Raw genomic sequence first — 19,716 nt, 5'->3', positions numbered from 1 at the left:
GTCATCAAAGCGTCACAATAGTGTCATCCGGTAGTAAAACCAATTTTCTAGCAGGCGCCGATATCAAGGGGGATGAACGACGCGCATGCGTGTGGCTTTCAGCGAGAATATCCGGAACATGGGCGGACGGTTGCGGCCGATCGACTGGTTGTCGGCGGTCGAGAAGCTGTTGCTGGGCCTGCTGGCGCTGCAATGCGCGGCGCTCGTCTGGACGGTGCTGACGCCCGTCGGCAGTTTCGGCCCCTGGGAAGGGAGGCAGGCCCGCTTCCTTTCCGTCGCGGAACGGCAGGCGCTGTTTTCCAGCTTCGATCCCTTTTATCGCGGCGGTCCGCAACAGGCGGGCGGCGGCGTCGTGACCTCCCTGGCTCTGACCGTTTACGGCATCCGCCTGAACGAAGGGTCCGGACTGGGCTCCGCGATCGTGGCGGGGCCGGATGGGGTGCAGAACAGCTTTGCCGTGGGTGAGGAGATCATGCCCGGCGTGGTGTTGAAGGCGGTCGCCTTCGACCATATCACCATCGACCGCGGCGGGGCGGAGGAGCAGGTGTTTCTCGACCAGTCGCAGCCCGCGCCGACGGCCATGCCGGACGGCGGAGCGCCCGCCGGTTCGCCGCCTTCGCCGGTGGCGGGAACGGACAATCCGACCGCCGACATGCTGAAACGCGACGTCGGCTACACCCCCCGGATGCAGAATGGGCGCGTGACCGGCCTCATCCTGACGGCCAAGGGCCCCGGCTTCCAACAGGCCGGCTTCCAGCCCGGCGACATCGTCACCCAGGTCGACGGCCAGCCCATCGGATCGGTGAGCGATCTTCAGGCGCTGCAGGGCAGGATCATGCCCGGCGCGCGCATTTCCCTGACGGTGGAGCGCGGCGCGGCCATGTCCTCCGTCAACCTGACACTGCAAGGCCAATGACCAGAAAACTGCTTCTTTCCGCCGCCATGGCCCTCGCGCTGGCGGCTCCCATCGCATCGCCGGTCATGGCGCAGCAGACGCTGAACGTGCGCGACGCCGACATCCGCGCCTTCATCCAGGATGCGGCGCGGGTGACCGGGCGGACCTTCATCATCGACAATCGCGTGGCCGGAAAGGTGTCCGTGGTGACCGACCGGCCGCTGTCGCGATCCGAATATTTCGAGATTTTCCTGTCGACGCTGCGGGCGAACGGGCTGGTGGCGGTGCCGGCGCCGGGCGGCGCCTATCGCATCCAGCCGGCGGACGGCGCGGCGGGGCAGCCCAGCGCCGTGGGCCGCGTGGCCAATCGCAACCAGTTCGTGACGGAGGTTTTCCGCCTGCGTTCCATCGACGCGGCGAGCGCGCTGGAAACGCTGCGGCCGCTGGTCAGCAAGGATGGCTCCGTGACGGCGAACCGGGCCGGGAACAGCGTGGTCGTGGCGGACTATGCCGACAATATCGGGCGCATCCGGCAGGTGATCGCGCGGATCGACCGGGATACGGCCTCGACCACCACGGTCGTGCTGAAAAATGCCGGGGCGCGGGAGATCGCGACGTCCCTGCAGGCGCTGGTGACGACGGGCGGGGAAGGGGCGGCGAAGCCCGCAACCATCGTGCCCATCGACAGCAGCAATGCCGTCGCGATCCGGGGCGATGCCGGGACGGTGGCGCGGCTGGCGCAGATGGCGCGCGACCTCGACCGGCAGGCCGCGAGCGGGACCGAGATCCGCGTCTACTGGCTGGAACATGCCGATGCCGAAAAGCTGCTGCCGGTGTTGCAGCAACTGGTGGGGCAGGCGACCGCTTCGCCCGTGACCGCCTCCACCCCCGCGGCGGGAACCGCGCCCTCCGCCGTGCCAGCCGCCGCTTCAACCGTGGTGGCGGGGCCGGGCGGTTCGGGCGGCAGCGGGATTTCATCGCGCGGGCCCGCGATCGTCACCCGCTATGAGGGCGCCAATGCGATCATCGTCGCGGCCAACAGCGACGTGCAGCGGATGCTGGGCGAGACGATCCGCCAGATCGACACGCGGCGCGAACAGGTGCTGGTGGAGGCGATCATCGTCGAGATCAGCGACGCCGCCGCCAAGAAGCTGGGCGTGCAATTCCTGATCGGCAGCACCAAGACGGGTTTTGCCGCGACCAATTATTCCAATGCTTCACCAAATATCTTGACTTTGGCCGGGGCTATCGGCGCGCGCGAGCTGGGCAACGACACCACGGTCGAAACTTCGGCCAATGGAACCGTCACCACTACCACTTCGCATAACAGCAGCGATCTGGAAACGACGCTGCAACAGGCGGCGGTCGACAGCCTGATGAACGCGACCGGCGGCTTCGGCGGGGTGGCGACGTCGCTGGGGCGGAACGGGATTTTCGGCGCGATCATCAATGCCGTCAAATCCGATACCGACAGCAACATCCTGTCCACGCCCTCGGTGATGACGCTGGACAATCAGAAGGCGTCGATACTGGTCGGCCAGCAGGTGCCGGTGACCACGGGCGAGGCGCTGAGCCAGAATTTCGACAACCAGTTCCGCACCGTCCAGCGGCAGGATGTCGGCATCAAGCTGGAGGTGAAGCCCCAGATCAACACTGGCGGCGCGATCAAGCTGTTCCTGAAGCAGGAAGTGTCCAGCGTCGCCGGGCCGGTGTCGAACAACAACAGCGACCTCATCATCAACAAGCGTGAGATCGAGACGACCGTGACGGTCGACGATGGCGAGATATTGGCGCTGGGCGGCCTGCTGGACGACAATGAGCGCAAGACGATAGAGCGCATTCCGCTGCTGTCCGACATTCCCGGCATCGGCGAACTGTTCAAGTCGCGCAGCAAGAGCCGGACCAAGACCAACCTCATGGTCTTCATCCGCCCCACCATATTGCGGTCGAAGGAAGATGCGCAGAAGCTGACGCAGCAGCGCTACGGCTATATCCGCGGCATGCAGTTGCAGCGCAACCCGGAACAGGAACCGGGCATTGACGAGCTGGTGCGCGACTATATGGGCGCAACGCCTCCCTCCGCCGCGCCGCAGCCGGGCGACGCCGTGGTGCAGCCGCCCGCCGAGATCATCGAACCGACCGCCCGCCAGTCGAGCGGCGTGGTGCGGCCTGTGGACATCCCGGAAAGCGAGCAATCGAAATGATCGGGAAGCGGGCTTTCTCTCCATTCGGGCTGAGCTTGTCGAAGCCCTTCGCTTTTCTTCCTTTCAGGAAAGGACTGGGCTTCGACAAGCTCAGCCCGAACGGAGGTTAGGGTGCAGGAAGCCGCTTCTGCTTCTGGCGATATCCCCCCGCATATCGCGCCGCGCGCCGTCGACATACCCTATGTCTTCGCGCGAAAGCACGGCGTGGTCATGCTGCCGCCGGATGGAGAGCGGCTGACCATCGCCGTGCGCGAAGGCAGCGATCCGCGCGTCCTGCTGGAGGTGCGGCGGCATCTGGCGCGCAGCTTCGACGTGCGTTTCGTCGATGCCGCGCAGTTCGACCGGCATCTGTCGGACCATTATGCGATGGAGGGCAGCGCCGCCGCCATGGCGGGATCGCTCGATGTCGGGGCGGACGAGCTGGACATCCTCGCCGCCGACATTCCGACCGCCGACGACCTGCTCGACAGCGCCGACGATGCGCCCGCCATCCGCCTCATCAACGGCATCATTGCCGAAGCGGCGCGGCAGGGCGTGTCGGACATCCATATCGAACCCTATGAGACCGGGCTGATCGTGCGGATGCGCGTCGACGGCGTGCTGCGGGAGACGCTGCGCATGCCGCCCCATGTCGCGCCGGTCGTCGTCAGCCGCATCAAGGTGATGGCCCGCCTCGACATAGCCGAGCGGCGCGTGCCGCAGGACGGGCGGATCGGGCTGACGCTGGGCGGGAAACTGCTCGACGTGCGCGTTTCCACCCTGCCGAGCCGGGCGGGAGAGCGGGTGGTGCTGCGTATTCTCGACAAGGAGAATGCGGGCATGAACCTCGACCTGCTGGGCATGGCCGGGGCGGCGGACCGGATTTTCCGGGAGGGGTTGCAGGAACCCAATGGCATCATCCTCGTCACCGGGCCGACAGGGTCGGGCAAGACGACGACGCTCTATGCGGGCCTCAGGCAGCTCAACGACGGCACGCGCAACATCCTGACGGTCGAGGACCCTGTCGAATATGCGATCGAGGGCGTCGGCCAGACGCAGGTGAATGCGAAGGTGGGCCTGACCTTCGCGGCCGGCCTGCGCGCCATCCTGCGTCAGGACCCCGATGTGGTGATGGTGGGCGAAGTCCGTGACCGGGAGACTGCCGAAATCGCCGTGCAGGCGTCCCTGACGGGGCATCTGGTGCTGTCCACCGTCCACACCAATGACGCGGTGGGTGCGATCACGCGGATGCGCGACATGCGGGTGGAACCGTTCCTGCTCGCCTCCACCCTGCGCGCCGTGATCGCGCAGCGGCTGGTGCGGCGGCTCTGCCAGCATTGCCGGGAGCCGGTGCAGGCGGACAAGTCTGCCAGCGCCCTGCTGGGCTTCGATCCGGGCACGATCATCTATCGGGCGCGGGGATGCGAGTCATGCAACGGCACCGGCTACAAGGGCCGCATCGGCGTGTTCGAGGCGATCCGGGTGGACGATACGATCCGGCGCCTGATCAATGACGGCGGCGATGAATCGCTGATCGCGCGCCATGCTTTCCTGAACGCGCCCAATCTGGGTTCGGCGGCGCGTGCGCTGGTGCGCGACGGCCAGACGACGGCGGAAGAAGCGATCCGCGTGTCGCGGCGCGACGCGGGCGAGGTGGAAACCATCACCGATGGCTGAGTTCGACTATATCGCCATCGACCCCGCCGGGCGTGAGCGCAAGGGCGCGATCAAGGCTGAAACGGTCGAGGATGCGCGGGCGAAGCTGGACTCGCGCAAGCTTTTCATCGTGCGGATCGAGCCGGGCGCGGCGGAAAAGGCGCGCAGGCGGGCAGGGCTGTCGTTCGGCGCGCCGCGCCTTTCGGCCAAGGAACTGACGCTGTTCACCCGGCAGTTGTCGACGCTGATCCAGGTCAGTCCGCTGGAGGAATCGCTCCGCACCATCGGGCGGCAGAGCGAGCAGGCGCATGTGCAGGCGATTGTCGGCAAGGTGCATTCGGGCGTGCTGGAGGGGCGGCGGTTGGCCGACGCCCTGGGCGCCGAGCCGAGGAGCTTTCCGCCGCTCTACCGCGCGATGATTTCAGCGGGCGAGAGTTCCGGCAGCCTGCCCACGATCATGGAGCGCCTGTCCGACCTCATGGAGCGGCAGGCGGTGATCCGGTCGAAGGTGCTGACCGCCATAGCCTATCCTTCCGTGCTTGCCGCCTTTGCGGTGTGCGTGGTCGCGGCGCTGATGATCTTCGTCGTGCCCAAGGTGGTGGAGCAGTTCGATACGGTGGGCCAGCAACTGCCGCTGCTCACCCGCATGGTGATGGGGATTTCCGCCTTTCTGGCGGGCTATTGGTGGCTGCTGGCGATCCTGCTGGGGGTGGCTGGCTTCGGCTTCTGGCGGGCGCTGAAGGTCGAAAGCTTCCGCTATCGCTTCGATGCGATGCTGCTGCGCCTGCCATTGCTGGGGCGGCTGATCCGCGACCTGCATGCGGCGCGGATGGCGCGCACCCTGTCGACCATGGTGGCGAGCCGCCTGCCGCTGATGGAGGGCTTGTCGCTTACCGCCCAGACGGTGCACAACCGGGTGCTGCGGCAGGCTTCGGAGGAGATCGTGGAGGCCATTCGCGGCGGCGGCAGCCTGTCGGCGGCGCTGCGGCGGGCGGGCGTGTTTCCGCCTTTGCTCGTCTATCTGGCGGCGAGCGGGGAGAGCGCGGGGCGGCTGGACACCATGCTGGAGAGGGCGGCGGACTATCTGGAGCGGGAATTCGACAGCTTCACCTCTGCCGCGCTCGCCATGCTGGAGCCGGTCATCATCATCGCCATGGGCGGCATCGTCGCCGTCATCATCCTGTCCATCCTGCTGCCCATCCTGCAATTGCAGAGCCTTACCGGGGCCTGAGGAGTGTTTATGCGCAAGATCCTTTCTCTCCGTCATTCCCGCGAAGGCGGGAATCCATCGCCTGAACGTTCCCCCTGGCGTTTGTTGTGGGAGATGGATTGGCTGCGCCGAACTGGCGTTTCCCGCCTTTGCGGGAATGACGTCAGGAGAGGGGAAGGAGAGAACGGCTTCGGGTCTCTCAGGCGCTCCGCCGAACACGGCTTCGAGTCTTTGGGGCGTTCCGCCGAACACGGCTTCACGCCCGTGAGGCGTTCCGCCGAACACGGCTTCACGCTGGTCGAACTGATGGTCGTGATCGTCATCATCGGCCTGCTTGCCACCATCGTGGCGATCAACGTCATCCCGGCGACGGATACCGCGCGGGTGGAGAAGGCGAAGGCCGACATCGCCACCATCGAACAGGCGCTGGAACAATATCGGCTCGACAATCTGGCCTATCCGTCCGCGACCGATGGATTGCAGGCGCTGATCAACCCGCCGGCCGCGCTCGCCCAGCCGCAGCGTTACCGGCGCGGGGGATATATCAAGAAGCTGCCGAACGATCCCTGGGGCCGGCCGTACCACTATGCGGCGCCGGGGCGGAAGGGCGCGTTCGACATCAGTTCGCTGGGAGCGGACGGGCAGCCGGGTGGCGACAATGAAAATGCCGACATCTATTCCAGCGAGCTTTGATCGCCGGGGGCACGGCTCCGGATCTTTAAGGCGTTCCGCCGAACACGGCTTCGAGTCTTTGAGGCGTTCCGCCGAACACGGCTTCAGGTCTTTTAGACGTTCCGCCGAACACGGCTTCACGTTGATCGAGCTGATGGTCGTGCTGACGATCATCGGCTTCATTTCGGCCGCAGTGGTGTTGGCGATCCCCGACCCTCGCGGCCGGGTGATCGAGGATGCCGACCGCTTCGCCGCTCGCCTTGCCGCGGCGCGCGACGAAGCGGTCGTTACCGCGCGGCCCATGGGGGTATGGGTATCGGCCTCGGGCTATGGCTTTCAACGCCGCGATGGCGGGCAATGGGTGGGGCTGGAGGACAAGCCCTTCGCCACCGCCAACTGGAAGGCCGGGACGCGGGCGCTGGTCGGGAAGGACGGACGGCAGCAGATCGGCTTCGACGGCACGGGGCTTCCGACCGATCCCATGACGGTGATCCTTGCCCGCGAGGGAGAGCGGGTCTCGATTTCGGTCGATATGGCCGGAAAGGTCGTTGTCGGTGGGTAGGATGCGCTTCATGCGGTCATGCTGCCGCAAGGCGCGTGGGGAGGAGCAAGGCTTCACCCTGCTCGAAATGCTCGTCGCGCTCGCGGTCTTCAGCCTGGCCGCCCTGGCGCTCGTCCGCCTGCAAGGGGTGACTCTGCACACCGCCGCAGACCTCGACAGCAAGGCGATGGGTCAGATCGTCGCGCGCAACCTGATGGTGGAGGTGCAGACCGATCCCGCGCCGCCTTCGCTCGGCAGTGAAGAAGGCGATGTCGACAATGGCGGGCGGCGCTGGCACTGGACACGGCAGGTCAAGGCGACCGATGACAAGCGCCTGCTGCAAGTCGATCTTGCCGTCGACGGCCAGGCGGGCTCCTCCCCCGTGGTGCTGAGCTTCGTGCGGGTGGTGCAATGAGGCAGGCAGGTTCCGCCGGACACGGCTTCGGGTCTCTGAGACGTTCCGCCGAACACGGCTTCGGGTCTTTTAGACGTTCCGCCGAACACGGCTTCGAGTCTCCGAGACGTTCCGCCGAACACGGCTTCACGCTGATCGAACTGCTCGTCGCCCTGATGATCTTCGCCATGCTGGCGGCGGCGGGGGTGCTGCTGCTGGGCAATAGCGTATCGGCAGAGGCTCAGATCAAGCTGCGGCTGGACGACATGGCGGCGGTGCAGCGGGCGAGTGGGGCGCTGGCGGCCGATCTGGGGCAGGCGGTGCCGCGCATCAGCCGCACGGAGGCAGGCACGCTGGCGCCCGCCTTCTGGTCGCATCGCGAGGGGGAGAGCCAGCCCATCCTCCAGTTCGTGCGCGGCGGCTGGGACAATCTGGGCGATCTGCCGCGGCCTTCGCTCCAGAAGGTCGAATATTGGGTGCGGCAGGGGCGGCTGGAACGGCGTATCTATGCGCAGGTCGATGGCGCGGCGGGCGACGAGCCGGCCGCGTTGCTCACCGGGGTCGGCAACGTCGCGTTGCGCTTCCGCGACTCCAGCGGCGACTGGCGCGACGAATGGGTGCCGACCCAGCCCGACCTGATGCCCCGTGCCGTGGAGATGACGGTGACGCGAACCGGCGAGCCGCCGGTGACGCTGCGTTTCCTGGTGGGGCCGGGTCCGGCGGAAAAGCAGGAAGGGGTGCCAGCCAATGGTTGACCCCCGCAAGCCGGGAGAGCGCGGCGCGGCGCTGTTGACCGTGCTGCTGCTGGTGGCGGTGATGGCGGTGGTCGCTTCCACCGCGCTGGAGCGGCTGGCGCTGGCCACGCGGATGACCGGCAATGGCGGCGCGGTCGATCAGGCGCGCGCCTTTGCCGATGCCGGCACGGAGATCGCCCGGATGCGCATAGGCGATCTGGTTGCGGCCAATCCGGGCAAGACGACGCTGGCCGGCAACTGGATGGGAACGCCGCAGGCCATATCCGTGCCGGGCGGGGTCGCCACGGCGCGGGTGACGGACGGGGGCAATTGCTTCAACCTCAACAGCGTGGTCGCGGGCGAGACCGAGGCTGATCTGAAGGTGCGCCCGGTGGGCGTATCGCAGTTCCAGGCGCTGTTGCAGGCGCTGGGCGTCGACGCGCGGCAGGCGCAGGTGGCGGCGGCGTCGCTGGCGGACTGGATCGACACGGACGGCGTGCCGCAGCCCGGCGGCGCGGAGGACGAGACCTATGCGCGGGCGCCGCGGCCCTATCGCACGGCCAACCGTTTCATGGTCGATCCCAGCGAATTGCGGGCGGTCAACGGGGTGACGCCGGCCATTTACGGGCTGGCGCGGCCATGGGTCTGCGCCCTGCCGACCGCCGATCTGTCGCCCATCAACATCAATACGCTGCTGCCCGATCAGGCGCCGCTTTTCGCCATGCTGATGCAGGGGCAGCTGAGCGTCGCGCAGGCGCGGCAATTGCTGGCGCAGCGGCCGGTGGATGGCTACGGCAGCACGGTGGAATTCTGGCGCGCCCCGTCGCTGGCGGGGCTCAGCCCGCTGGAAGAGGCGGCACAGCAGGTCAGGTTGACGACGGGATTTTTCGGAGTGGAAGTGTCGGTGGATGTCGGGGGAACGCAGGTGGTCGAACGGGCGCTGATCGATGCGCGGCAAAGTCCGGCCAAGCTGATACGCCGCAATTGGGGGACCGGCGCGTGAGCGAGGGATTGATCGTCGCCCTGCCGGAACGGCCGGGCGCGGAGCCGCTGTGGATGCGGGTGGCGAACGGCGCCGTGGTGCAGAAAGGGGCGGGGACGAACTGGCTCGCGGCTTGCGGCCTCACGGCGCTGCCCGGGGATATGACGGTGATGCTGGTGCCGCCGGCGGCGCTGGTGACGCTGCATCGGGGCGCCTATCCCGATCTGCCTGCCCGGCAGGGGAGGGCGGCGGCGCGGCTGGCGGCCATGGCGGGCGGGATCGTGCCCGCGGACCAGCTTTTCGCCGCAGCCGACGACAATGACGATCCGGCGCGGCCGCATTGCGTCGCCGTGGCTGCGAGGGCCGACATGCAGCACTGGCTGCTCTGGGCGCAGCATCATGGGCTTGATCCGGACATCATCGTGCCTGCCCCGCTGCTGCTGCCCGAACCGCAGGAGGGGTTCGAGCGTGCTCTGGTCGGCGGCGAAGCGGTGCTGCGCGGGAGCGACCTGGCGCTGGCGGGCGATCTGGCCCTGCCGGAACTGATCGGCGATGCCGCCGTGCGCGACGTTCCCGCGGACCAGATCGAAGCGCGGGCGATTGCCGCGCTGGACCGGCCGCCGCTCGACTTGCGGCAGGGCGACTTCGCCAAGCGGGTGCGGCGGTCCTTCGATAAACGGACGATGGCGCGCATCGCGGTCTGGAGCGGGCTGATCCTGCTGGTCAGCCTGTCCATCGCGCTGGTCGGCCTTGCCAAGCAGCATTTCGCGGCGAGCGCGCTGGATGCGGAAAGCCGAGCCCTGGCGCGGCAGGTGGTGCCGGGGGCGAACGACGTCCTCCAGGCCGAGGCGGAAATGGACCGTCAACTCGCTGCGCGCGGGGCGGGCGGCTATGCCTTCACCGCGCCGGTTTCGGGCCTGTTGAGCGCGATGCAGGATGTGCCCGGCGTGTCGCTGACGGCTTTGTCGCGCGATCCGGACGGGATGATCCGCGCCACGCTGGCGGCGGCGAAGGGGGATGACATCAACAGCGTGCTGCTGGCCTTGCAGGCGGCGGGCTTCGCCATCACGGCGACGCCTTCGCAGGACCCCGGCGGGCGGATGCTCGCGGATATAACGGTGCGGTCATGATGGAACGGTTGCAGGCATTATGGGGCGAACGGAGTCCCCGCGAGCAGTGGATGCTGGGCGTGATGTTCGCGCTGCTGGCGGTGGTGATCCTGTGGCTGGGCGTGGTGCGGCCGCTCGACGCTGCACAGCGTTCGGCCCGGGACGGGCTGCGGGAGGCGACCGATCGCAATGCCGCCATTCGCGCCAAGGTGAAGCTGCTGAAGTCGCTGCCGCGCACGGCGGCGACAGTCGACGCGGGCGTGCCGTTGGACCAGTTCATCGGCCAGAGCGCCGGCGAGGCGGGGCTGACGCTGGAACGCGCGCAGGCGCAGGGCGCCGACCGGGTCGACATGGCCATTGCCTCGGTGCGGCCGGTCGCGCTGTTGTCATGGCTCTCCGTCCTGGAGGCAGAGGGCATCCGGATCGAAACGATGAGCGCGCGGCCGGCGGCGACGGCGGGCAGCGTCGCGGTGCAGGCGGTGCTGGTGCGGGGCGGGCAATGATGGGGCTCAGCCTTTCGCGGCGGGTGCGCATCGCGCTCATCGCTGTGTTCGCATCGGGATTCCTCATCTTCCTGCCGATGCGCGTCGCGCTCGGCATGGCGGGTCTGGAGCGGCTGGGCGTGGCGGCGCGGGAGGTGCGCGGCACGGTGTGGAGCGGCGGGATCGACCGGCTGATGCTGGGCACGGTGTCGCTGGGATCGGTCCACGCGGGCCTGTCGCCCGTGTCGCTGCTGGTCGGACGGGCGCGGTTCGACGTCTGGCGCCGCAATGGCGCAGCGGACGATCTGAGCGGCGCGCTGACGGTCGGCTTCGGGCGCATGGGGATCGACGATGTGACGGGCGCGGTGCCGCTGGGCCGGACCTTCGCGCCGCTGCCGGTAGGCAGCTTCGTCATGGACGATGTGTCGGCCTGGTTCTCCGGCGACCGCTGCGGCCATGCCGAGGGACGGGTCCGTGCGCAGATGGCGGGCCAGTTTCCGGGACTGAACCTGTCGCAGGGCCTTTCGGGCGTGGCCAGTTGCGACGGCGAAGCGCTGCTGTTGCCGCTGGTCAGCCAGTCGGGGCTGGAAAAGGTCAATCTGCGCATCTGGCGATCGGGCCGCTATCAGGCGGAAATGCGGGTGGAAACCGCCGACGCGACGCTGGGTGAGGCGTTGGCCAGGGCGGGCTTTGCCGATGCCGGGGGCGCGCGGGTGCTGAAGATCGAAGGGACGCTGTGATTGAGGTCTTCCCCGCCCTGCTGGGCGCAACAGCCGGAGCCATAGCCGGGAGTTTCCTCGCCACGATCGTCCTGCGTTGGCCGCGGGGGCGCAGCGTGCTGCGCGGCCGGTCGGCCTGTGACGGCTGCGGGCGGATTCTCAGCGTCTTCGATCTCGTGCCGATGGCAAGCGCGCTGGCGCAGCGAGGGCGGTGCCGGACCTGCGGCGCGCCCATCGATCCGCTGCATGGACGGGTGGAGGCGGGATGCGCGATCATCGGCGCGCTCGCCCTGGGCTTTTCGCCCGATCCGGGCGGGGCGGGATGGGCTCTGCTGGGCTGGCTGCTCCTGACGCTGGCGGTGCTCGACCGGCGGCATTTCTGGCTGCCCGACGCGCTGACCCTGCCATTGGCGTTCCTGGGCTTCACCCTTGGTCCCTGGACGACCGACGCGACCATGGGGGATCGGGCGATCGGCGCGCTGACTGGCTATCTGACGCTGCTGCTGGTCGCGCTCGGCTATCGGCGCTTCCGGAGGCGCGACGGGCTGGGTCTGGGCGATGCCAAGCTGCTGGGTGCGCTCGGCGCCTGGTTCGGCTGGCAGGCCTTGCCCTTCATCCTGCTGCTGGCGGCGAGCGTGGGACTGCTGGCGGTCCTCGCGGTCATGGCGACAGGCGGGAGGGTGGACGGCACGACGCGCGTGCCGCTGGGGACTTTCCTCGCCCTGGCCGCGGTGCCGGGATGGTGGCTTGCAACCGTCCTTGCCAGTGCAGGCGGATGACCCGGCCAGAGAAATTTCACGATGCCGTGAAACCCCGTTGACCCATAAGCCCGCTCTGCTTATAGCGCCGCCTCACCGCAGGGCATGGCCCGGCGGACGGCCCATGGGGCGGAGTAGCTCAGCTGGTTAGAGCAGCGGAATCATAATCCGCGTGTCGGGGGTTCAAGTCCCTCCTCCGCTACCATACAAAAGCCCCCGAAATACTAGCTTTTTGATGGCAATGGCCTCTCAAATGGGACGCTTTTGGCTGTTGCTCTCAGTTCGATAAATTCGCGGAATCACGTGCATTTCTTTGGCCTTCGGCGGCCCCGCGCAACATGGATGCAACATGGCGGGCGTTGCGTTGGAGCATCGGTTTGACGTCGGAAGGAGCGATTTTCCTGCCGATTCGTCTACACGCATGACCGTGCCGTCATCTCAGGCGCAGCTAGCTAACGGCGCGGTGGATCGAAATTGAAATCGTCATCTTCACCAAAAAGCTTAGAATGAGCCAGTCGCTGTTCAAGGGCGTCTGCGGTTAGCGCCTCCTCCCGTGCAGTAAGTTGAGCGTCGGCAAAAGCGACGAACGCTCCGACGCGCCCAGTCGCTACTGTCCCATGCCTAGCGCGCAAAGCCTCCACCAGCCGCCGCAGCCGATCGAGCGAGCCCACCTCCTCCAGTAATTTGTCGAGCTCAGCGCCGCGACGTTCCTCAATGTGTTTGGCGCGCCATGCCCGTTCGCGACGGCTTCGCTCCTCCTCTTCGCGCCGCATCTGTGCCTCACAGCGTATGCGCTCTTCCTTAACCGCCGCCGCCAGCACCGATATTCCGACGGCTATATCGGCAGCTATGTTTTCGAGTCTTTGGACTTTGCCGTCACGGAACAATCGCCGCGGTGTCCCGCCCGACACATAGAAATGCTCCAATTCGAATGAGAGCTGGCCAGTGGGATGATAATCCACTTGGGGAAAATCGGGTCGGGTGAACAGGAAGTCGAGCGCGCGCCTACTGTCCAGCTTGAACAATCTGTCCCTCTCTTTTTGCCAAGCGGTTTGCTGCACTTGCTCCGCCTCGGTGAGGACGTGCTTCATCGTCTTCACGTTTTCAGTGATGGAAAACCCGATGATCGCACCATCGCATTGGAAGCCGGCCGACTTGTCAGTCCGCGCGATAGTGATTCCCATTGGCTCGACCGCCGCTGCGATACGGTTAAGCGCGACACTCAATCGGTCAGCGGACGCTGGCGAGACCTCGACCTTTATCAGTCCAGGTTGGTGGATCGAAACCACGCCTTTTTCAGATGGCTTCGCTCTACGCAGCTGCGCAATTGTGCGCTCAACAATCTGATTATGGGGCAGCGGCTCATCTCCCGCTGCGATTGTCGACACAGCAACACGGGCGCTCTCGCGCACGGCCATGATAAGATCAGATTCAGCCCGCAGCTCGCCGCCGGCGATCGTAATCTGGCAAAGCGGCGTGTCGCTTAGCGGCGGCAGGTGAATTCGCTCAACCGGTATCCCTGTTGAATTTTGTGCCCACCAATCCACAGGCGGACTGGGAACATCGTGTTTCTTGCAGATCTTCAAGATTGCTGCTTCCGACAGCGCCAATTCCTTGGCGAGCTGCGTCAACGGCTTCGACCAGACCAGATCGTAGAATTCTTCGCGGGTGAAGGTGCGCGCCATGATCTCTCCGCGGCGACTCGGTAGCTGGCCCTTTTTACTCTATCCCAGTTGCAGAATCGCTTAGCTTGGGCTGTGGCCTACATCCGAAGGCGCGGCTCTCCGGCGGCCACGGGGCACATGGATGGCGGAATGACCGCGACAGCCACCAGGCTACGCCCATCTGGCATCCTTGAAATCACTCGACTCGACCAAAAACATCTGTAAGCGACTGAAACGGGGCAGATGTATGGAGCCGTGTGAGCTGGGGGCTTGATTGGGTAGGGGTAAGTTGCCGAGGCAGCTCTCGCTGCTCGCTAAATTATTTGGTCGAGGGGGCGGTGGGCTATCCGGGCCAATTCAGCACGGTATTGCTGAACGCATTTTGCGGGCAGAGATGTCGCGAATGCGGGAGCGCCTCAGGGGAGTTCCAAAAGATTTCCCGAAGCTGTCGTACCAGCAGCGCGTAAGAGATCGATTTGCGAGGGCACATTCGCGGAAGGTGATGAAAGCCATCCGCCAGCTTGACCGTCCAGTTATGTCGAAGAACCTGATGGCGGCTAAGTTTCGGAAGTCCCCTGTGTTGGATCGGCTCCTGCCTGAGCGCGAAAAGCACTGGTTGCCGATTTTGAAGCGGAGGCGTTTGAAAAATATGCCTTCGGTGACATTGAAGAATTTTTCTTTCTTGGACGACCCGGCGGGCGCGCTGGCCAGCTTACGCAAAGTTGGTCAACTCGAAGGTGAAGCTACTGAAGCTGCCCTCCATTTTGATGATGATTTCTGCCTTGATGCGGGGGCTTACCTTGTGTTGGCAGAGATATGGCCCCAAATGGCCAGAATTTTCTCCGGCGGTCGGATGACCAGGCCAGTTCAGAAGGTTCTCAGCGCGATTGGCGTTGGCCGCCACAACAAAATGACGTTGCCGGCGGTAGCTGAGGATCCAGAGTTCCTGATGAATGGGAAGCACACGGATGTTTGGGCGTTTCCCTTGCAACGTCGTAGGCCGGCTGGCACGTCTACGTCTTCTGGAGTTCATATTGAACCGCAGACCCGGGAGCGGGCAACAGATCGGTTCTGCGAAACGGTCAATGACTGGTTGGGAATTCCTGAAATTGAACGTGAACTTACGCAGGAAGGAAAGGGCTGGATAGCCGGTATAATTGGTGAGCTCCTTTGTAATGCGGAGCGGCATAGCCAAGCAGGGAGTGTAGATGGAGATTGGTCCGTCACCGCGTTTATGGTTAAGCGTAGCGAAAATGGGACAGATGTTTTCCGCTGCTACATGGCTTTTCTTAGCGTAGGTCGCTCATTTGCAGAGGGGCTATCCGACGCAGCGCCGGACGTTCGAACCTTCGTCGATAATTACATTGCTGGGCATTGGCGAAGCCGTCAATCTCCCGCAACCTTGGCCACGTTGGTGGCACTTCAGGATACTGTGACCAGAGATCCAAAGGCACGCTCTATGGGATCGGGAGGGACAGGTCTGATGGATGTTTTGGATCTTGTGAGCTTGTTAGGGCCTACCGAAGAGCCAGGAAAAGAGGCGAGGGTCACAATTGTTTCAGGGAACTCGTGTATTAAGCTGAGGGCGCCCTATATAACAGGGGACAGGAGAGAAGGGCCGACGGCACCACGCGTGCTCTGGTGCAATGCTGAGAATTCTCCTGAATATCCGCCAGACGATGGCGTGGTGTTCGATCTGGAGGAGCATTTTGCCGGGACGCTTGTTAGTGTAGCATTCACCCTCGATCCAGTTTACTTCGCGGACGAATCGGAGGCCGAGAATGACAGCGATTGATCTGGAGGAACTCACTGGCGCAGGGAAGGTGCATAACCTGAGCGGTCGTGAGCGTGGCCTCGCTGCTCGTGAGCTGTTCAAACTTGATCAGCTGGATGCAGACGCGCAGCCGGTAGACGTGCTTGTTCCGGACTATGTTTATTCGCTGACACCCTCATTCGTTCAGGGCTTCTTCGGTGCCAGTGTAAAAGCTTTCGGTTATGATACAGAGCGCTTCAAATCGCATTTTCGCTTCAAGGCGCCTAGCATCGTGATGCAGCAACTCGAGCGTGGTTTGGCCGCTATTACCACGCAGCGAGATCTGCGGTTGCTGTAGTGGCTGATCCTAGTGCGGCAATCGGACTGAAGGAGTATGGTAGCTGGGGCCTTTCCATTTTGGCCCTTGGCGTTACGGTCGTTTGGAACGTTCACAATCGTCGTTATACCAATCGGAAAGCGGAAGAAGTGCGAACCGCCACTTTCGCTTATGCAGCGTGGAAGGATTTGCGTGATCCGGTTCTCGCCAGATTGCGCGAATTCGCGGCTAAAGGCCATGAACTACAGGCTCTCACGGTTGGGACAGACGATCTCCCCGGACTCACAGGCAAAATCCACAACATCGGATATGCCCTGACCACGGCCCATCTGGCTTTGGAAGAAGACCTCAATCGCCTGCGCTCCACAGAAGTACCTCAGGATAGCTGGCTTCCGTTGGCGAACGGTCTGTTAATTGGCACCGAGACCGATTGGGATCGAATTATTACCATTATTACGGACGCTGTGACAAAACCCACGGCGGAGGAATGCCGAGCGATGCTGAAGGGCATCCATCCCCTTATCCGTAGCATTGGCAAGGGGATAAGTGATCAGATCGCTATCGAAAATGCGGCGCACGACCCCAACAAAATTTGATGATCCACCGACAGGCTCCGCTGATGCGTTACAAGGCGAATAGTCGGTGTCCCAGCCGAAACATCGCAATTTGGAAAGCAACGGCTGCCGTAATTTTTGCGTAACCGTTTTCGTCACCCCTCATCGAAAGGCCCGGAAACCAAGGGTTTCAGCTCTATCGGAACCTTACGCAATCAGGAATTGCGTGAGGTTGGCGCCGGAATTGCGTCACTCCGCTCGCTGACGGCGGTTTGATCCAATGCTGTCTTGAAGAGAGACTATCGAAGGCTCCTTTCTCCTATCCTTTCCAGCGGGCCCGGCAGATACTGCCGGCCGATTCGCGGCCGTAATGGGGAATGGCCGCGTTGGAAGGGGGAAATCATGAAGAGCCTATTCGTGAGCGCGCTTGCGCTCAGTGCCGCGGTGCCAGCACTTGCACAGCAGCCCGTTGCTGCGCCGGTCGCCGCCACAGCAGCGCCCATGCTGATCGCGCCGCCACAGGTCCAGCAGGCCACCGCCGTTCTGCCGGCCAACACTGAAATCACGCTGGCGCTGAACGACACCATCTCGACCAAAGGCAAGCGCTGGACCGAAGGCGACAATTTCGACCTGACCGTCACGCACAACGTCATGCTGGGAAACTATGTCATCATCCCGAAGGGCAGCCGCGGCGTGGGCCGCATTTCCTGGCTCACCAACAAGGGCGCCTTCGGCAAGTCCGGTAAGATGGAGATCGACCTGGAGTATGTGGAGGTTGGTGGCCGCCGCATTCCGCTGTCGGGCCATTATCGGCAGGAGGGTGAAGGTAACACCGTCGCCACTGTCGGGACTGTCATCGCCGCAGGCGTCTTTGCGGGGTTCGTAACCGGCAAGAGCGGCACGATTCCGGCAGGCCGGGAGCTGACGGCTCACACCAAGGAGGATTTGCCGGTCGCGTTCGCTGGGCCGATGACCACGCAGACGGCGCCGGTGATGGTGCAGCCGATGGCTGTTCAACCTGCCGTCATGACCGTGGCCTCGCCTCCGCCTGTTGCAGCGCCCGCCGGAGTGACCTCCCCTTCCTCCAGTACATTCCACCCGCCGGCCAGCGGAAGGATCAGCTGCCAGACCTGTCAGTAAGGAAGACCCTGTCGATTGTTGCGGGCGTTAAGATACCGCCCGCAGTCCACAGGATGACGGCCACCTTCCGGAACAGCGGTGGTGTAGCCGGCAGGGTGTAACTGAGGAAATGCGGGAGAAGCGGAAGTGAGACGCGCACGAATGGCTGCAGCTTGGGCTGTTTTGCTCGTGCTATCGTTTTGTTACTGGAGTTGGGTTGCAACCAATGTGCACGACAGGAAAGGCATACGCGCAGCGTTGATCTATTTCGCTTTTCTGGCTGGCGGTGTCGGGGCATTGCTAGCCAAGATTTTTCGCCTCACATCACGGCCATAAGTCTCGTGTCCAGGTTCATCGGCATGTTCCGCAGCGCGCATCGCCACTTCTCTCTGCCTATGTGAGGCGCCCGAGTTCCAGCCATCCCTTGTCCTGGCTGTTGTTGCCGTGATCGCGCGGGTTGGACCAGTTGCGCAGATCCTTCCTGATTGACGCCTCCCGCTGGTTTCCTTTGGGTCGCACTGGATCCAGCACAGCAAAGGCCCTCAATAGGGAAATCACCCCGTCATCGTCGGCCACCCTTCTCAGTTCCTCCCAGCGCTTCGTGGCCAGCCCCGTATCGGGCTTCATTCCTTTCACCAGCTTGATGTGCGTGATGAGGTCCCAGTTCGTCGGGACGCGCGGCGTCTGCGGCAGTGGCTCGAATGGCATGGTCGACTCCCCGGAAATCTGCGGGCACCTTACCACACAGCATGGGCGGGGAAAATCGCGGGTCCTACCCAGGGGATCGGCAATCCTAAGCGGTGGGGAGCCCCAAAAAAAGAGCGGGTGTGCCCAAAAATCTTTTGCGTAAGTTACCGGTTCGGCCTCATCCACGCTTCAAGCCATTGAAAACCAATGGACTATGCGACCTCTGGCCAAAGAGCGGGGTCAGAGCGGGCGGGTTGCCGGCGCCCGCCGGGGGGTAGATGATGCTGACATCGACAGGCGATATTTGGACCAGCGGGAGAAGAGCATGAGGCTGTTGCTGATCGCCGTTGCGCTTTTGAGTTCTGCCGCGTCGGCGGCGGAGAAAAGTTCATCCATCAGAGCGAAGACGGAACGGGCATTCTCAGCAGCGGTGGCCGTAGGCGATGCAGAGCAGGACTGTGGCCATGCGATAGGCAAGCAGCGCGCTCTGGCGCTGGTACGATATTGCCGATGGGTAAGCTCAGCAACGCGCCCGCCATGCAACACTGTCAACGAATGTGCCCTTATAGTGAAGCATATCCGCGGAATGTGCGGTGCGCCCAACGCGACCGTATTAGGGCAGACATGCGAGCGTTTCGGAGAATCCAGTTGGCAGGCCGTCAACCGTATGCCCGCGCACTAGAGCCAGACGGCTTCCTGATCTATGAGCTCGAAAATGCGGTTCGCTCTATCCGCTTATTTGCACGCGCCGGGGACCGGTCATAGCGCTGTCATCGGAATCCGCTTATCTGGCCCACATGAATATTGGTTCATACTTCCGCCTTGAGGGCGTCTTGGTTGCTGGAGCGGTCAGCCTCTATGTGCAGGCGCGAAACGGCGCGCTTTGGGAAATCGGCCTGATGAAGAACGTCGGTCATCTTCTGCAAACGAACGTCATCGTGGAAGGCATCCGCACCGGAGCCGAAGCCATAGCGGTGAACTGGATTGAGGCGTGTGAGCCGATTCGAAGGACGCTTAACCCGGTTGGAATGTAGCCCACGCGCCCGGAAGCTATCCGCCCCCTGGTTCGACAGCGCGTCGGACGTTAGTCCGCCCACCAGCAGGGCTAACCCGCTGAAAACGATTCATTATAATTCATTGATTCTTTACTGTTTTTCCCTAAATTGAAGATCGGCAGGATACGCCAGGTCAAACTTCAGCCTGATCGCTTCGACCGTGAAGGCGCCTTTCAAGATGGTTGCCCGCTGGATGGTGACCTATCACTTGC

20 protein-coding genes and 1 tRNA gene are annotated in these 19,716 nt (G+C 64.1%); 19 read left to right on the top strand and 2 right to left on the bottom strand.

Annotation, left to right across the window (positions count from 1 at the left end; genetic code table 11):
* Positions 1 to 85 precede the first annotated feature (85 nt).
* The 14 genes from A0J57_RS18310 to A0J57_RS18245 all read left to right on the top strand — a co-directional run bounded on the left by A0J57_RS18310 (position 86) and on the right by A0J57_RS18245 (position 12,540).
* Entirely contained in the window at positions 86 to 916 is an 831-nt protein-coding gene (locus A0J57_RS18310; protein WP_061940361.1) for a type II secretion system protein N, read from the top strand.
* On the top strand, positions 913 to 3,099 hold the full coding sequence (gspD, locus tag A0J57_RS18305; protein WP_061940359.1) for a type II secretion system secretin GspD: 2,187 nt from the start codon (positions 913 to 915) through the stop codon (positions 3,097 to 3,099). The genes A0J57_RS18310 and gspD overlap by 4 nt, the downstream gene beginning before the upstream one ends.
* A 111-nt stretch (positions 3,100 to 3,210) precedes the next feature.
* Positions 3,211 to 4,755 (top strand): type II secretion system ATPase GspE, encoded by a 1,545-nt coding sequence (gene gspE, locus A0J57_RS18300; RefSeq protein ID WP_328587043.1) that lies wholly within the window; start codon positions 3,211 to 3,213, stop codon positions 4,753 to 4,755.
* Entirely contained in the window at positions 4,748 to 5,965 is a 1,218-nt protein-coding gene (gene gspF, locus A0J57_RS18295; protein WP_061940357.1) for a type II secretion system inner membrane protein GspF, read from the top strand. Before gspE ends, gspF begins: the two co-directional genes overlap by 8 nt.
* Positions 5,966 to 6,175: 210 nt before the next feature.
* Positions 6,176 to 6,637, top strand: a complete 462-nt coding sequence (gene gspG, locus A0J57_RS18290; RefSeq protein WP_061940356.1) for a type II secretion system major pseudopilin GspG — start codon at positions 6,176 to 6,178, stop codon at positions 6,635 to 6,637.
* On the top strand, positions 6,609 to 7,178 hold the full coding sequence (locus tag A0J57_RS18285; protein WP_076605787.1) for a GspH/FimT family pseudopilin: 570 nt from the start codon (positions 6,609 to 6,611) through the stop codon (positions 7,176 to 7,178). Before gspG ends, A0J57_RS18285 begins: the two co-directional genes overlap by 29 nt.
* Before the next feature lie 10 nt (positions 7,179 to 7,188).
* Complete coding sequence (gene gspI / locus A0J57_RS18280; protein ID WP_076605788.1) at positions 7,189 to 7,572, top strand: type II secretion system minor pseudopilin GspI; 384 nt, start codon at positions 7,189 to 7,191, stop codon at positions 7,570 to 7,572.
* A 35-nt stretch (positions 7,573 to 7,607) separates the two neighbouring features.
* Entirely contained in the window at positions 7,608 to 8,306 is a 699-nt protein-coding gene (gene gspJ, locus A0J57_RS18275; protein ID WP_061940375.1) for a type II secretion system minor pseudopilin GspJ, read from the top strand.
* Positions 8,299 to 9,288 carry a type II secretion system minor pseudopilin GspK gene (gene gspK, locus A0J57_RS18270; protein ID WP_061940354.1) on the top strand — a complete coding sequence of 330 codons (990 nt, stop codon included), beginning with the start codon at positions 8,299 to 8,301 and terminating at the stop codon, positions 9,286 to 9,288. Before gspJ ends, gspK begins: the two co-directional genes overlap by 8 nt.
* A complete protein-coding gene (gene gspL / locus A0J57_RS18265) occupies positions 9,285 to 10,397 on the top strand; it encodes a type II secretion system protein GspL (protein WP_061940373.1) in 1,113 nt (370 codons plus the stop codon). Before gspK ends, gspL begins: the two co-directional genes overlap by 4 nt.
* Positions 10,394 to 10,879, top strand: a complete 486-nt coding sequence (gene gspM / locus A0J57_RS18260) for a type II secretion system protein GspM (RefSeq protein WP_048575376.1) — start codon at positions 10,394 to 10,396, stop codon at positions 10,877 to 10,879. The genes gspL and gspM overlap by 4 nt, the downstream gene beginning before the upstream one ends.
* The gene (gspN, locus tag A0J57_RS18255) at positions 10,876 to 11,598 is read left to right on the top strand and encodes a type II secretion system protein N (protein ID WP_061940352.1); all 723 of its coding nucleotides are present in this window, start codon (positions 10,876 to 10,878) and stop codon (positions 11,596 to 11,598) included. Before gspM ends, gspN begins: the two co-directional genes overlap by 4 nt.
* The gene (locus tag A0J57_RS18250; protein WP_062017318.1) at positions 11,595 to 12,356 is read left to right on the top strand and encodes an A24 family peptidase; all 762 of its coding nucleotides are present in this window, start codon (positions 11,595 to 11,597) and stop codon (positions 12,354 to 12,356) included. The genes gspN and A0J57_RS18250 overlap by 4 nt, the downstream gene beginning before the upstream one ends.
* Before the next feature lie 107 nt (positions 12,357 to 12,463).
* A tRNA-Met gene (locus A0J57_RS18245) sits at positions 12,464 to 12,540 on the top strand.
* 247 nt (positions 12,541 to 12,787) lie between these two features.
* Here the strand turns inward: A0J57_RS18245 and A0J57_RS18240 are convergent.
* The gene (locus tag A0J57_RS18240; protein WP_235600900.1) at positions 12,788 to 14,020 is read right to left on the bottom strand and encodes a hypothetical protein; all 1,233 of its coding nucleotides are present in this window, start codon (positions 14,018 to 14,020) and stop codon (positions 12,788 to 12,790) included.
* Between the two features lie 481 nt (positions 14,021 to 14,501).
* On the opposite strand from A0J57_RS18240, the gene A0J57_RS26090 reads away from it, so the two are divergent.
* The 4 genes from A0J57_RS26090 (at position 14,502) to A0J57_RS18220 (ending at position 17,783) form a co-directional block, all read left to right on the top strand.
* Positions 14,502 to 15,794 (top strand): hypothetical protein, encoded by a 1,293-nt coding sequence (locus tag A0J57_RS26090; RefSeq protein ID WP_153017899.1) that lies wholly within the window; start codon positions 14,502 to 14,504, stop codon positions 15,792 to 15,794.
* Complete coding sequence (locus tag A0J57_RS18230; protein ID WP_061940889.1) at positions 15,781 to 16,110, top strand: hypothetical protein; 330 nt, start codon at positions 15,781 to 15,783, stop codon at positions 16,108 to 16,110. The genes A0J57_RS26090 and A0J57_RS18230 overlap by 14 nt, the downstream gene beginning before the upstream one ends.
* On the top strand, positions 16,110 to 16,685 hold the full coding sequence (locus A0J57_RS18225; protein WP_153017900.1) for a hypothetical protein: 576 nt from the start codon (positions 16,110 to 16,112) through the stop codon (positions 16,683 to 16,685). The genes A0J57_RS18230 and A0J57_RS18225 overlap by 1 nt, the downstream gene beginning before the upstream one ends.
* A 360-nt stretch (positions 16,686 to 17,045) precedes the next feature.
* Positions 17,046 to 17,783, top strand: a complete 738-nt coding sequence (locus A0J57_RS18220; protein WP_062017315.1) for a hypothetical protein — start codon at positions 17,046 to 17,048, stop codon at positions 17,781 to 17,783.
* 372 nt (positions 17,784 to 18,155) lie between these two features.
* On the opposite strand, the gene A0J57_RS18215 is transcribed toward A0J57_RS18220, so the two are convergent.
* Positions 18,156 to 18,470 (bottom strand): hypothetical protein, encoded by a 315-nt coding sequence (locus A0J57_RS18215; protein ID WP_061940899.1) that lies wholly within the window; start codon positions 18,468 to 18,470, stop codon positions 18,156 to 18,158.
* Positions 18,471 to 19,246: 776 nt separating this feature from the next.
* Here A0J57_RS18215 and A0J57_RS18210 point away from each other — a divergent pair.
* A complete protein-coding gene (locus tag A0J57_RS18210; protein ID WP_061940902.1) occupies positions 19,247 to 19,483 on the top strand; it encodes a DUF5818 domain-containing protein in 237 nt (78 codons plus the stop codon).
* Positions 19,484 to 19,716: the final 233 nt, after the last annotated feature.

The organism is Sphingobium sp. 22B (assembly GCF_001580035.1).
Taxonomy (GTDB): Bacteria; Pseudomonadota; Alphaproteobacteria; order Sphingomonadales; family Sphingomonadaceae; genus Sphingobium; species Sphingobium fuliginis.
The sequence above is the reverse complement of the archived record's forward strand: the minus strand, read 5'-3'. Positions and strand labels throughout refer to the sequence as shown.

Excerpts from the sequence above, each read along its gene's own strand:
- A0J57_RS18310 (WP_061940361.1), top strand. The coding sequence starts at position 86 with ATGCGTGTGGCTTTCAGCGAGAATATCCGGAACATGGGCGGACGGTTG.
- gspD (WP_061940359.1), top strand. The coding sequence starts at position 913 with ATGACCAGAAAACTGCTTCTTTCCGCCGCCATGGCCCTCGCGCTGGCG.
- gspF (WP_061940357.1), top strand. The coding sequence starts at position 4,748 with ATGGCTGAGTTCGACTATATCGCCATCGACCCCGCCGGGCGTGAGCGC.
- A0J57_RS18285 (WP_076605787.1), top strand. The coding sequence starts at position 6,609 with ATGCCGACATCTATTCCAGCGAGCTTTGATCGCCGGGGGCACGGCTCC.
- gspI (WP_076605788.1), top strand. The coding sequence starts at position 7,189 with ATGCGGTCATGCTGCCGCAAGGCGCGTGGGGAGGAGCAAGGCTTCACC.
- gspK (WP_061940354.1), top strand. The coding sequence starts at position 8,299 with ATGGTTGACCCCCGCAAGCCGGGAGAGCGCGGCGCGGCGCTGTTGACC.
- gspM (WP_048575376.1), top strand. The coding sequence starts at position 10,394 with ATGATGGAACGGTTGCAGGCATTATGGGGCGAACGGAGTCCCCGCGAG.
- gspN (WP_061940352.1), top strand. The coding sequence starts at position 10,876 with ATGATGGGGCTCAGCCTTTCGCGGCGGGTGCGCATCGCGCTCATCGCT.
- A0J57_RS18240 (WP_235600900.1), bottom strand. The coding sequence starts at position 14,020 with ATGGCGCGCACCTTCACCCGCGAAGAATTCTACGATCTGGTCTGGTCG.
- A0J57_RS26090 (WP_153017899.1), top strand. The coding sequence starts at position 14,502 with ATGAAAGCCATCCGCCAGCTTGACCGTCCAGTTATGTCGAAGAACCTG.
- A0J57_RS18230 (WP_061940889.1), top strand. The coding sequence starts at position 15,781 with ATGACAGCGATTGATCTGGAGGAACTCACTGGCGCAGGGAAGGTGCAT.
- A0J57_RS18220 (WP_062017315.1), top strand. The coding sequence starts at position 17,046 with ATGAAGAGCCTATTCGTGAGCGCGCTTGCGCTCAGTGCCGCGGTGCCA.
- A0J57_RS18215 (WP_061940899.1), bottom strand. The coding sequence starts at position 18,470 with ATGCCATTCGAGCCACTGCCGCAGACGCCGCGCGTCCCGACGAACTGG.
- A0J57_RS18210 (WP_061940902.1), top strand. The coding sequence starts at position 19,247 with ATGAATATTGGTTCATACTTCCGCCTTGAGGGCGTCTTGGTTGCTGGA.